We start from the raw sequence: 12,767 nt of genomic DNA, 5'->3' as shown, positions 1-12,767 counted from the left end.
GGGGGCAACGGCCAGATCATCGACACGATGATCCACGACGGCCTCTGGGACCCGTACAAGAACTTCCACATGGGAAACTGCGGCGACATGGTCGCGGCCAAGTACGGCTTCAGCCGAGAGGACCAGGACGCGTTCGCCGCCGAGTCGTACCGCCGCGCGCGCGCCGCGCAGGCGAGCGGCAAGTTCAAGGCAGAGATCGTGCCGGTCGAGATCGCGGGAAAGAAGGGCTCGGTCGTCGTCGACCAGGACGAGGAGCCCGGCCGCGGCGACCCGTCGAAGTTCGCCGGCCTTCGCGCGGCTTTCTCGAAGGATGGAACCGTCACCGCGGCGAACGCCTCGTCGATCAACGACGGAGCGGCCGCGCTGGTCGTGACGAGCGCGGAGAAGGCGATCGAGCTCGGCCTGCCCAAGCTCGCGCGAATCGTCGCCGACGCGACCGCGGCGGTGGAGCCGGAGTGGTTCACGATCGCGCCGGTTCACGCGCTCGCGAAGCTCTACGCGAAAACGGGCACGAAGCCTGGCGACTGGGATCTCTACGAGATCAACGAGGCCTTCTCGGGCGTGACGATGGCGGCGGTGAAGGAGCACGGGATCGACCCGGAGACCGTGAACGTGCACGGCGGCGCGGTCGCGCTCGGACACCCGATCGGCTGCTCGGGCGCGCGCGTGCTGGTGACGCTCCTGCACGCGCTCCGCGACCGAGGCAAGCGGCGCGGCATAGCGACGCTCTGCATCGGCGGCGGCGAAGCGGTGGCGCTCGCGGTGGAGCTGATCTGATGAAGACCCTGGGCGTTCTCGGAACCGGAACGATGGGTGCGGGTCTGGCGCAGGTCGCGGCGCAGTCGGGCTTCTCGGTGCTGTTCTGGAATCGCAAGCAGGCCTCGGTCGACAAGGGCCTGGCGGCGATCAAGAAGGGCTTCGGGAGGCTGCTCGCCAAGGAGAAGATCTCGCAAGCCGACCACGACGCGGCGCTCGGCCGCGTCCGCGGCATCTCGGCGCTCGAGGATCTGAAGGCCGCCGACATCCTGCTCGAGGCGGTGCCCGAGGATCTCGACACCAAGCGCGAGCTGTACGAGAAGCTGCACGCGCTCTGCAACGAAGAGGTGATCTTCGCCACGAACACATCGTCGCTCTCCGTGACCGCGCTCTCGGCGCTCTCGGGCCGGCCGACGAAGTTCGTGGGCATGCACTTCTTCAATCCGGTTCCGGCGATGAAGCTGGTCGAGATCGTGCGCGGTCTCGAGACCAGCGATGCGACCGCGCAGGCCGTCACCGATCTCGCGGAGCGGCTCGACAAGGTGCCCGTTCCGGTGCGCGACATGCCGGGCTTCGTGGTGAACCGCGTGATCATGCCGATGATCAACGAGGCCGCCACCGCGCTACAGCAGGGCGTGGCGGACGCGCGCTCGATCGACGAGTGCATGAAGCTGGGTTGCAACCACCCGATGGGTCCGCTGGCGCTCGCGGATCTGGTCGGATTGGACGTCGTCTGGGCGATCCTCGACTCGCTGCACCGCGAGTTCGGCCAGTCCCACCACAAGCCCTGCCTCGAGATCACCAAGCGCGTCGAGGCGGGTCACCTGGGCACGAAGACCGGACGCGGCTTCTACACATACTGACGACGCGCGACATCGCGGGCAGTCCGGCCGGCCTGGCCGCTCAGTCGACCGGCACGCGGTCGCGGCCGTCGAAGGCCGGCGCGTAGATGGCGTAGGCCAACGCCGGCGCGCCGGACGCGTTGCGGAACGCGTGCGGCATTCCGCGCGGCACGTACAGGATCGACCCTTCGCCGACTGGCCGCTCCTCGTCGCCGAGCCGCATGGCGCCGTGCCCGCGCAGCATCACGACGAACAGGTCGTGCCGATCGTGGCGGTGCGGGATCTCGCGGTCGACGATCCAGACCGCGTGGTGGCTCGAGTGTTCGTCGCGTCCGATCTCGCTCACCTGGAAGTCCTTGCCCGGTGCGAGCGGGTAGCGGCTGGCGAGCGCCTCGAGCGGGAGCGTGAGTCGCCCGGTCGCGAACACCGCATCGAGCGCGGGCGCGGCGGGCTCGGCCGGCGCGGCGAGCGCGCTTGCGGCGATCGCGACGCTGCAGAGGGCCATTCGAGCTCGCGGGGCTCTCATCGTGAATCTCCTCCAGCGCTGATCTCCTCGAGCTCGCGGCGCGCGGTCTCGGGCAGGAGCAGAACGGCGAGCGCGGCGAACGCCGTCGCCAGCGAGACCAGGGGGATCACCACGCCCTGATCGCCGAGCCAGTCCATTCCGCGCGCGTAGGCGAAGAGCCCTGCGGCGACTCCGAGCGTCTCGAGCAGCGCGAGGCTCCCGCCGCCGGTGCCCCGAAGCGCGGTCGGGAAGAGCTCGGTCGCGAGCGCGCGCGTCGTGACCGAGCTCGCCATCGACAGGAACACCATCGCGGTCCAGGGCAGCGCCACGAGCGACGCCGGACCTGCGTAGAAGCCGAACGCGCAGAGCGGGAAGAGCACGAGCACGACGGCGGCGATCGCGCGTCTGCCGATGCGATCGCCGAGCCGGCCCGCAACCGGGTTTCCGACGATGCCGAACGCGCCAAACGAGATCGACAGCGCCGCGAACGTGCCGGGCGTCCAGCCGCGCTCGGTCTGCAGGAACTCGGAGATGAACTGGAACGCGACTCCGGTCCCGGCTGCAGAGAGCCCTCCGAGCAGCCCGAGCGCGAGCGCTCGCCGGGGGTGAAGTCGGTACAGCTCCGCGATCGGTGCGAAGGCGGCCGAGATCGCCTCGCCGACGCCGCGCGAAGCGACCAGCCCCTGGCTGTGCTCGTTCCAGCGCTTCGTCTCCACGATCCCGCGCCGCAGCGCCGGGAAGAGCAGGAGCGGCACGAGGCCGATCATGTACAGCGCGCGCCAGCCGAACGGAAGCGAGTCCACGAACGCGTAGACCAAGGCGCCAGCGCCGAAGCCGATCGCCGACACGCCGCCGAGCATGCCGATGCCCCAGCCGCGGTTCTCGGCCGGGAACTCCTCGGTCACGACGACGAACGTCACGACCGAGGCCGTCACGATGAACGTGCGCGTCAGGACCTGGAACAGCACGAACTGCAGGGCCGATTGGGAGAGCGCGGTGAGCCCCGAGCCGAGGCTCATTCCGACGACGCAGACCAGGAGAAGGCGCCGGCGGCCGAGGCGATCCGCGAGTGGCACCAGGAAGAACGCGGGCAGGGCGCCGAATCGCGTCGCTCCGGTGAAGTCGCCGAGCCCCGCCTTCGAGAGCCCGAAGCTCGCGCCGATCTGCGGCAGCGCATTGCCGAGCAACGACAGGTCGAAGTTCTCGAAGAACATCGCGAAGGTCAGAAAGCCGAGCAGGCGCAGCTGCGCGGGCGAGATGCCGTGGGGAATTCCGCCGAGGAAGGGAGGAATCCACCAGGGGTTCTCGCGTGGCGACCGATACGAGGGCGAGCCTGCGGAATCGTCCATTCGCGCGGCATACTACGTGAAATGAGTTCGCTGCCCCGCACCCCGGCTCGGAACGCCGCGCCGGACACCGAGCGCGGTCCCGTCCGCGCGGTCACCGCTGCGGCCCTGTTCGACGGGCACGACGCGTCGATCAACATCATGCGCCGGCTCCTGCAGGCGCAGGGCGCCGAGGTGATCCACCTGGGGCACGACCGCTCGGTGGACGACGTCGTCTGCGCCGCGCTTCAGGAGGACGCGGATCTGATCGCGGTCTCGTCCTACCAGGGCGGTCACCTCGAGTTCTTCCGCTACCTGATCGATCGCCTGCGCGAGGCGGGCGCCGGACACATCCGCGTCTACGGCGGCGGCGGCGGCGTGATCTCGCCCGACGAGGTGCGGCAGCTGCACGCGTTCGGCGTCACGCGCATCTTCCGGCCCGAGGACGGGCAGCGGATCGGGCTGGCCGGGATGATCGCGCAGGTGCTCGAGCCGGGCTTCTCTCGTCCGGAGCCGCGTCCGGAAGAGGAGCTGGCGCGGCTCGGCGTCGAGTCGACCACGGCGGTGGCGCGGCTGATGAGCTTCTTCGAGGCGCACGGCGGCGCGAACGAAGCGTCGCTCGATCCGTTGCGGCAGCGCCTCGCCGCGCGCAGGCGGGGCGCCGCAGCGCCGGTGATCGGCTTCACCGGAACCGGCGGCGCTGGAAAGTCGACCCTCCTCGACGAGCTGGTGCGCCGCTTCCAGCGCGCATATCCGCAGAAGAGCGTCGGAGTGATCTCCGTCGATCCGACCCGCCGCTCGAGCGGTGGAGCCCTGCTGGGAGACCGGCTGCGGATGAACGCGATCCGACCGCCGGGAGTCTTCGTGCGCTCGTTCGCGACGCGCCGTGCTCATCTCGCGGTCTCGTCGGCCGTATCCGATGGCGTGCGCGTGCTTCAGGCCGCGAACTTCGATCTGATCCTGGTCGAGACGGCCGGGATCGGCCAGAGCGATTCCGAGATCGTCGACCTGGTCGACCTCTCCGTCTACGTGATGACGCCGGAGTACGGCGCGCCATCGCAGCTCGAGAAGATCGACATGCTCGAGCTCGCCGACGCGATCGTGCTGAACAAGTTCGACCGGCGAGGCGGCGAGGACGCGCTTCGCGACGTGCGCAAGCAGTGGCGCAGGAACCATCCCGAGGCGCAGCGCGCGGATGACCGCGTGCCGGTGTTTCCGACCATCGCGAGCCGCTGGAGCGATGGCGGAACCGACCGCTTCTTCGCGGACCTGATCGCGCAGGTCGGCGAGCGCGGGTTCGAGGGCTTCGCGCAGGCGGAGCGACTGCCCGCCGTGCTGCCGAAGACCGCCCCGCTCGTGCCGGCCGGGCGTAGCCGATATCTGGCCGAGATCGCCGAGTCCGTTCGCGCGCATCGCGTGCGCGCCGACGCCGATGCGCAGCGGGCGCGAGCCGCGTGCGGACTCCGCGAAGCTCTGCGCGCGCTCGGGGACGAGGTGCCGGAGATGGCGCAGCCATTCCCCGCGGAGGCGCTCGCCGACGGCGCGGGTCCGGTCGAGCGCGTGCTGCTGCGTCGCCGCTACGACGAGCTGCTCCGCGCGCTCTCCGAGCCCGCCCGGCGCGAGCTCGCGGGCTGGCCGGAGCTTCGCGCGCGCTATCTCGACGAGAGCCAGAGCTACGAAGTTCGCGGCCGCGCGATCGTCGCTGCGAACCATGTTCGCAGCCTGTCCGGGCTCGCGGTCCCGCGCGTGGCGCTTCCCGACACGTCGGACTGGGGAGAACTCGCCCGCTTTGCGGTGCTGGAGAATCTGCCCGGGCGTTTCCCGTTCACCGCGGGCGTCTTTCCGTTCAAGCGCGTCGAGGAGGATCCCGCCCGGATGTTCGCGGGCGAGGGGCCCGCGGAGCGCACGAACCGCCGCTTCCACATGCTCGCGAAGGACCAGCCCGCCGTGCGACTCTCGACCGCGTTCGACAGCGTCACGCTCTACGGGCGCGATCCCGCCGAGCGTCCCGACATTTTCGGGAAGGTCGGCACCTCGGGCGTCTCCATCTCGACGGTCGACGACGCGGTGAAGCTGTATTCCGGCTTCGATCTGCTCGACCCGAAGACCTCGGTCTCGATGACGATCAACGGCCCGGCCCCCGTCGTGCTCGCGTTCTTCTTCAACGCGGTGATCGATCAGGCGGTGGAGCGGCACCTGCGCGAGACCGGGCAGGTCGAGCGCGTCCGCGCCGAGCTCGCCTCGCTCGGGCTGCCGCGCTACGACGGGCCGCTTCCGGAGAACCACGACGGTCGCGGGCTGCTTCTGCTCGGCGTCTCGGGCGACCGAGTCGTCGATCCCGAAACCTACGCGCGGATCCGCCGCGAGGCGCTCTCGAGCGTGCGAGGCACCGTGCAGGCCGACATCCTGAAGGAAGACCAAGCGCAGAACACCTGCATCTTCTCGTCGGAGTTTTCGCTCGGGCTGATGGGCGACGTGCAGGAGTACTTCTCGCGAAACCGTGTCGAGAACTTCTACTCGGTCTCGATCTCCGGCTATCACATCGCGGAAGCGGGCGCGAATCCGATCTCGCAGCTCGCGTTCACGCTCGCCAACGGCTTCACCTACTGCGAGTACTACCTGAGCCGCGGGCTCGCGATCGACGAGTTCGCGCCGAATTTCTCGTTCTTCTTCTCCAACGGCCTCGATCCGGAGTACGCGGTGATCGGGCGGGTCGCGCGCCGCATCTGGGCGATCGCGATGCGCGACCGATACGACGCAGCCGAGCGCAGCCAGAAGCTCAAGTACCACATCCAGACCTCGGGCCGATCGCTGCACGCGCAGGAGATGTCCTTCAACGACGTTCGCACCACCCTTCAGGCGCTTCTCGCGCTGCAGGACAACTGCAACAGCCTGCACACCAACGCCTACGACGAAGCGGTGACCACTCCGACCGAGGAGTCGGTGCGGCGGGCTCTGGCCATCCAGCTGGTGCTGAACCGCGAGTACGGCTGGCTCAAGAACGAGAACCCGATCCAAGGCTCCTACTACCTCGAGCAGCTCACCGACGCGGTCGAGGACGCCGTGCTCCAGGAGTTCGAGCGCATCTCGGCGCGCGGCGGCGTGCTCGGCGCGATGGAGACGATGTACCAGCGCGGCCGGATCCAGGACGAGAGCCTGCACTACGAATCGCTGAAGCACTCCGGAGAGCTCCCGATCGTGGGCGTGAACACGTTCCTGAACCCGAAGCCAGAGGCCGAGTCGAGCGCGCCGCGCGAGCTGATCCGCGCGTCCGAGGCCGAGAAGCAGGCGTGCCTCGCGAACCTGCGCGCGTTCCACGCGCGACACCGGGACGAGGCGCCCGCGGCGCTGGCGCGACTTCAGGAAGTCGCTCGCTCTGGCAAGAACGTCTTCGCCGAGCTGCTCGAGACGGTGAAGGTGGCGAGTCTGGGGCAGATATCCGAGGCACTCTTCGAGGTCGGCGGGCGCTACCGCCGCAGCATGTAATCACGGAGGAACGAGTGGAGAAGCGAGATCCGAAGACGAGCGCCGACGTCGCCGCGTGGCGCAAGCTCGCAAGCGAGGATCTGCGCGGCGAGAGCCCCGACACCTTGATCTGGAGCACACCCGAGGGCATCGCCGTGAAGCCGCTCTACACAGCGGCGGATCTCGAGGATCTCGCCGACACCGACTCGCTTCCCGGCGTCTTCCCGTTCGTGCGGGGACCGCGCGCGACGATGTACGCCTTCCGGCCCTGGACGGTGCGCCAGTACGCGGGCTTCTCCACCGCGGAGGAGTCGAACGCGTTCTTCCACGACAACCTGAAGGCCGGACAGATGGGCCTGTCCGTCGCGTTCGATCTCGCCACGCATCGCGGCTACGACTCGGACCACCCGCGCGTGGTCGGCGACGTCGGCAAGGCGGGCGTCGCGATCGACTCGGTCGAAGACATGAAGATCCTCTTCGACGGCATCCCGCTCGACAAGATGTCGGTCTCGATGACGATGAACGGCGCTGTGATCCCGACGCTCGCGAACTTCATCGTCGCGGCCGAGGAGCAGGGCGTTGCGGCCACGAAGCTCACCGGCACGATCCAGAACGACATCCTGAAGGAGTTCATGGTCCGCAACACGTACATCTATCCGCCCGAGCCCTCGATGCGGATCTGCGCGGACATCATCGCCTACACGGCTCGGAACATGCCGCGCTTCAACTCGATCTCGATCAGCGGCTATCACATGCAGGAAGCGGGCGCGACGGCCGTGCAGGAGCTCGCCTTCACGCTGGCCGACGGAGTCGAGTACGTGCGCGCGGCGCTCTCGCGCGGGCTCGCGGTCGACGAGTTCGCGCCGCGGCTCTCGTTCTTCTGGGCGATCGGCATGAACTTCTTCATGGAGATCGCGAAGATGCGCGCCGGGCGCATGCTCTGGGCGAAGCTGATGCGCCAGTTCGGACCCAGGGACGAGCGGTCGCTGGTGCTGCGCACGCACTCCCAGACTTCGGGCGCGAGCCTGACCGAGCAGGATCCGTACAACAACGTGGTCCGAACCACGATCGAGGCGATGGCCGCGGTGCTCGGGGGAACGCAGTCGCTGCACACCAACGGCTTCGACGAGGCCGTGACGCTCCCGACGCCGTTCTCCGCGCGGATCGCGCGGAACACCCAGCTGATCCTCGCCGAGGAGACCGGAATCACGCGCGTCGTCGACCCGCTCGGCGGCTCGTACTACGTCGAGAGCCTGACGGCATCGATCGCAAGCGAAGCCGAGAAGCTGATCGCCGAGGTCGAGGCGCTCGGCGGCATGACCCGTGCGATCGAGGCCGGAATGCCGAAGCTGCGCATCGAAGAGGCCGCGACCCGTCGCCAGGCGCGGATCGACCGCGGCGAGGACGTGGTGGTCGGCGTGAACAAGTATCGGACCGAGGAGCGGACGGAGGTCCAGCTGCTCGAGATCGACAACACGCAGGTGCGCGAGAAGCAGATCGCGAGCATCGCGCGGATCCGCGCAAGTCGTGACGACGCGCGCTGCAAGGCGGCGCTTGCCGCGCTCGAGGCGGGTGCGCGCGGGACGAGCGCGAACCTGCTGGAGCTCGCCATCGAGTGCGCGCGAGCGCGCGCCACGGTCGGCGAGATCTCCGACGCGATGGAGCGCGTCTTCGGCCGGCACCGCGCGCAGGTGCGCAGCATCTCGGGCGTGTACTCCTCGGCCTATCGCGGCGACCCGGAGTTCGAGGCGCTGCAGGCGGAGGTCCGCGCCTTCGCCGACGACGAGGGCCGCCGGCCGCGGATCCTGGTCGCGAAGCTCGGCCAGGACGGACACGACCGCGGCGCGAAGGTGATCGCGACGGCGTTCGCCGACCTCGGCTTCGACGTCGACGTCGGCCCGCTGTTCCAGACGCCGGACGAGGTCGCGCGCCAGGCGATCGAGAACGACGTGCACGCGGTGGGCGTCTCGACGCAGGCGGGCGGACACAAGACGCTCGTCCCCCAGCTGATCGCGGCGCTCGCCGCGCAGGGCGGCGGTGACGTCGTGGTCGTCTGCGGCGGCGTGATCCCGCAACAGGACTACGGCTTCCTGCGCGAGCACGGCGTCGCGAACGTGTTCGGTCCGGGCACGCAGGTGCCGCGCGCCGCGCGCGAGGTGCTGCGCTCGATTCGAGAGCGGCACGCATGACGAAGGTCCAGACCCCCGCGGACTACGTCGCGGGGGTTCGCGCCGGCGATCGACGCGTGATCGCGAAGACGATCACGCTGCTCGAGAGTCGGCGCGCCGATCACCGCGAGCTCGGGCAGACCGTGCTCGACGCGCTGATGCCAGCGACCGGTCGCGGCATTCGCGTCGGCATCAGCGGGCCACCGGGCGTGGGCAAGAGCTCCTTCATCGAGACGCTCGGTCTCGAGCTGGTCGCGGGGGGCACGGAGCTCGCCGTGCTCGCGATCGATCCATCGAGCCCCGTCTCGGGCGGCAGCATCCTCGGCGACAAGACGCGGATGGAACGGCTCGCGCGCGAGCCCCTCGCGTACATCCGACCGACACCGTCGGGCGGGATGCTCGGCGGCGTCGCGCACCGCACGCGCGAGGCGATCCTGGTCTGCGAGGCGGCCGGCTTCGACGTCGTGATCGTCGAGACCGTGGGCGTCGGGCAGTCGGAGGTCGAGGTCCATTCGATGGTCGACCTGTTCGCGGTCCTGCTCCAGCCGGGCGCGGGCGACGAGCTGCAGGGGATCAAGAAAGGCATCCTCGAGCTCGCCGACCTGCTGGTCGTGAACAAGGCCGACGGCGAGCAGAAGGCGGCCGCGGAGCGCACGCGCGCCGACCACGCTCACGCGCTCTCGCTGCTCTTGCCGGGGGCCGGCGGCTGGACTCCCGCGGTCCTCTGCGCCAGCGCACTCACCGGCGACGGGGTCGCCGAATTCTGGCGGCTCGTCCTCGCCCATCGCGAAACGCTCTCGAACAGCGGTGAGCTGTCGCGTCGCCGCCGCGCACAGGCGCGCGCCTGGCTCTGGCGGCTCCTCGACGACGGTCTCCAGGCAGCGTTCCGAGCGGACAAGCGTGTCGCTTCGCGCCTGTCCGAGCTCGAGGCGGAGGTCGACGCGAGCCGGATCTCGGCGCCGCGCGCGGCCCGCCTTCTGCTCGACCAGTTCACGCGCAAGCACGCGCCGCGCTAGCCGCTCGGCTCAATCGCTCCCGAGCGAGCGCCGATAGGCCAACCGTCCCCCCAAAAGGCGCCACGCATGCCGCAGCTCAATCTCGAGGCCCGGGAGATCTCGCTGAAGATCGTCTACTACGGGCCCGCGCTCTCGGGGAAGACCACGAACCTGCGGCAGATTCACGCCAAGCTCGCCGCGGGCATGCGCAGCGAGATGGTCACGCTCGACACCCAGGACGATCGCACGCTGTACTTCGACTTCCTGCCCGTCGAGTTCGGCGCCGACGGCGATTACAAGATCAAGCTGAAGCTCTTCACCGTCCCCGGCCAGGTGCTGCACCGCTCGACGCGGCGCGTGGTTCTCGCGGGCGCAGACGCGGTCGTCTTCGTGGCCGACTCGCAGCGGTCGGCATCCTCGGGGAACGCCTACTCCTACAAGGATCTCGAGGCGAATCTTCGCGCCAATGGTCTGGACATCCAGCAGATGCCCGTCGTGGTCCAGTTCAACAAGCGCGACCTCGAGGACATCAAGCCCCTCGACGAGATCCGCAAAGCGTGGGAGGGCACGGGAATCCCGACGATCCCCGGCTCGGCCGCGAAGGGCGAGGGCGTGATCGAGACGCTCGAGGCGCTGCTTCAGCGGCTGTTCCGTCACCTCGACCAGCGCCACGCCTTCGGCGCGAAGTTCGGGATGACCGAGGCGCAGTTCATGGCCGACGTGATGCGCCACTTCCAGGAGCACAAGGAAGCCTGACGCGCCCGGGCTCGTTTGACGCCCGTAGACTCGGCTGATACCGTCGCGGCGCGCGTACCTAGCTCCTAGGTAGCGATCGCCCGAGGCCGAGAAGATGAGCCGCGCCGAGGAGTTCCAAGCGCAGTCCGCGCTTCGAGAACTGGAAGACGTAATGGCACGCGTGCGCGCCGGTCTCGAGGACATGCGCGCCGGCAAGATGGTCATCCTCGCCGACGACGAGGATCGCGAGAACGAGGGCGACCTGTGCATGGCCGCCGAGAAGTGCACACCGGAAGCGGTGAACTTCATGGCGATGTACGGGCGCGGGCTGATCTGCCTTGCGGTCACGGGCGAGCGCGCGCGCCAGCTCGACCTGCCGATGATGGTGCGGGACTCGGAGAACGAGACCCCGTTCGGAACCGCCTTCACGGTCTCGATCGAGGCGCGAGTCGGCGTCACGACCGGCATCTCCGCTGCGGACCGCGCGCGAACGATTCAGGTCGCGATCGCGCCGGAGGCCCGGCCCACCGACCTCACGCGCCCCGGGCACGTGTTTCCGCTGGTGGCGAAGCCGGGGGGCGTGCTGCGGCGAACGGGGCAGACCGAGGGCGGCGTCGATCTGGCTCGCCTTGCCGGAATGCAACCGGCCGCCGTGATCTGCGAGATCATGAACGACGACGGCACCATGGCGCGAATTCCCGACCTGCGGATCTTCGCCGAGCGCCACGGGCTGCGGATCCTCACGGTCGCCGATCTGATCAAGTACCGGCTGCGCAACGAGCGCCACGTGACGCGCGCGGCCGAGGCGATCCTGCCATCGCAGTTCGGCGACTTCCGGTCGATCGTCTTCAAGAACGAGATCGACCACGTCGACCACGTCGCGTTCGTGCGCGGCGAGATCCGATCCGACGAGCCGACGCTGGTGCGGGTCCACAGCGAGTGCCTGACCGGCGACGCCTTCGGCTCGCTGCGCTGCGATTGCGGCGAGCAGCTGCAGACGGCGCTGAAGATGATCCAGGAAGAGGGCTCCGGAGTCCTGCTGTACATGCGGCAGGAGGGGCGCGGCATCGGACTGCTGAACAAGATCCGCGCGTACTCGCTCCAGGATCAGGAAGGGCTCGACACCGTCGAGGCGAACGAGCGGCTCGGGTTCCCGGCCGACGCTCGGGATTTCGGCGTGGGGGCGCAGATCCTCGTCGACCTCGGCGTCTCGAAGCTCCGACTGCTCACGAACAATCCGAAGAAGCGCGCTGGCCTGGAGGGATACGGGCTCGAGATCGTCGAGCAGGTCCCGCTGGAGATGAGGCCGAACGACAAGAACCTCGAGTACCTGCGCACCAAGCGAGAGAAGCTCGGCCACATCCTGAACTTGATGAGCTAGAAGTATGTCCGTCTCGCACACGCTCCTCGGCGTCCTGCTGGATGCGCCCGCGCACGGGTACTCGATCCGGAAACGCCTGGAGGAGATGCTCTCGAAGGATCTCGGCCTGAACGACGGGCAGCTCTACCCCGCGCTCGCCAAGCTCGAGGCGCGCGGCTGGATCACGAAAGAGGTCGTGGAGCAGCGAAGCCACCCGACCAAACACCTGTATCGCGTGACCGAGGCGGGCCGCGAGGTGTTCCAGCGCTGGCTCGAGGACGGCGCTCCCGACGAGGCGGGCGAGCGGCTGGGGTTCTTCTGGCGCGACGCGTTCCTGCAGCGCTGCAGCTTCTTTGGCAATCTCACGCCGGACGCCGCCGCGACGCAGGTGCGCGCGCGACTGGCGGAGACCTCGCGCCGCGCCGAACGCCTGGAACGGGTGCTCGCGGATCTCGAGCCGCGCCAGGCGGATCCGTACAGGCGTATGATTCTGGAGTACGGCGTGCGCCTGCAGCGTATGCGCGAGCAGTGGTTGGAAGAGCTTCTGGCAAGGGCCACGGAGCCGAGCATGGAGAAGAGGCCGATTCGCGCCGCGAACGCGCGCTAGCGGTCAAGG

10 protein-coding genes are annotated in these 12,767 nt (G+C 69.1%); 8 read left to right on the top strand and 2 right to left on the bottom strand.

Annotation, left to right across the window (positions count from 1 at the left end; translation table 11 throughout):
* On the top strand, positions 1-777 hold a 777-nt coding region (locus tag FJ108_06905), incomplete at its 5' end, for a thiolase family protein (GenBank protein MBM4335625.1).
* Positions 777-1,619 carry a 3-hydroxybutyryl-CoA dehydrogenase gene (locus FJ108_06900; GenBank protein ID MBM4335624.1) on the top strand — a complete coding sequence of 281 codons (843 nt, stop codon included), beginning with the start codon at positions 777-779 and terminating at the stop codon, positions 1,617-1,619. The genes FJ108_06905 and FJ108_06900, both read left to right, overlap by 1 nt.
* Positions 1,620-1,659: 40 nt before the next feature.
* Here the strand turns inward: FJ108_06900 and FJ108_06895 are convergent, their stop codons facing one another.
* Both FJ108_06895 and FJ108_06890 read right to left on the bottom strand, forming a co-directional pair.
* Positions 1,660-2,124 (bottom strand): cupin domain-containing protein, encoded by a 465-nt coding sequence (locus tag FJ108_06895; protein MBM4335623.1) that lies wholly within the window; start codon positions 2,122-2,124, stop codon positions 1,660-1,662.
* Positions 2,121-3,452: an MFS transporter gene (locus FJ108_06890; protein MBM4335622.1), complete on the bottom strand. Its 1,332-nt coding sequence runs from the start codon at positions 3,450-3,452 to the stop codon at positions 2,121-2,123. Before FJ108_06890 ends, FJ108_06895 begins: the two co-directional genes overlap by 4 nt.
* A 21-nt stretch (positions 3,453-3,473) precedes the next feature.
* Here FJ108_06890 and FJ108_06885 point away from each other — a divergent pair, with 21 nt between their 5' ends.
* From FJ108_06885 to FJ108_06860, 6 genes are all read left to right on the top strand, one after another.
* Positions 3,474-6,914, top strand: a complete 3,441-nt coding sequence (locus FJ108_06885) for a methylmalonyl-CoA mutase (GenBank protein ID MBM4335621.1) — start codon at positions 3,474-3,476, stop codon at positions 6,912-6,914.
* A 14-nt stretch (positions 6,915-6,928) separates the two neighbouring features.
* Complete coding sequence (scpA, locus tag FJ108_06880; protein MBM4335620.1) at positions 6,929-9,082, top strand: methylmalonyl-CoA mutase; 2,154 nt, start codon at positions 6,929-6,931, stop codon at positions 9,080-9,082.
* Positions 9,079-10,077: a methylmalonyl Co-A mutase-associated GTPase MeaB gene (meaB, locus tag FJ108_06875; protein ID MBM4335619.1), complete on the top strand. Its 999-nt coding sequence runs from the start codon at positions 9,079-9,081 to the stop codon at positions 10,075-10,077. The genes scpA and meaB overlap by 4 nt, the downstream gene beginning before the upstream one ends.
* 66 nt (positions 10,078-10,143) lie before the next feature.
* Positions 10,144-10,812, top strand: a complete 669-nt coding sequence (locus tag FJ108_06870) for a hypothetical protein (protein ID MBM4335618.1) — start codon at positions 10,144-10,146, stop codon at positions 10,810-10,812.
* Between the two features lie 94 nt (positions 10,813-10,906).
* A complete protein-coding gene (locus FJ108_06865; protein MBM4335617.1) occupies positions 10,907-12,172 on the top strand; it encodes a bifunctional 3,4-dihydroxy-2-butanone-4-phosphate synthase/GTP cyclohydrolase II in 1,266 nt (421 codons plus the stop codon).
* A gap of 4 nt (positions 12,173-12,176) precedes the next feature.
* The gene (locus FJ108_06860; protein ID MBM4335616.1) at positions 12,177-12,758 is read left to right on the top strand and encodes a PadR family transcriptional regulator; all 582 of its coding nucleotides are present in this window, start codon (positions 12,177-12,179) and stop codon (positions 12,756-12,758) included.
* The last annotated feature ends 9 nt before the right edge of the window (positions 12,759-12,767 follow it).

It is taken from the genome of Deltaproteobacteria bacterium, assembly GCA_016875225.1.
GTDB lineage: Bacteria > Myxococcota_A > UBA9160 > SZUA-336 > SZUA-336 > VGRW01.
This window is presented reverse-complemented; position numbering and strand designations above follow the sequence as displayed.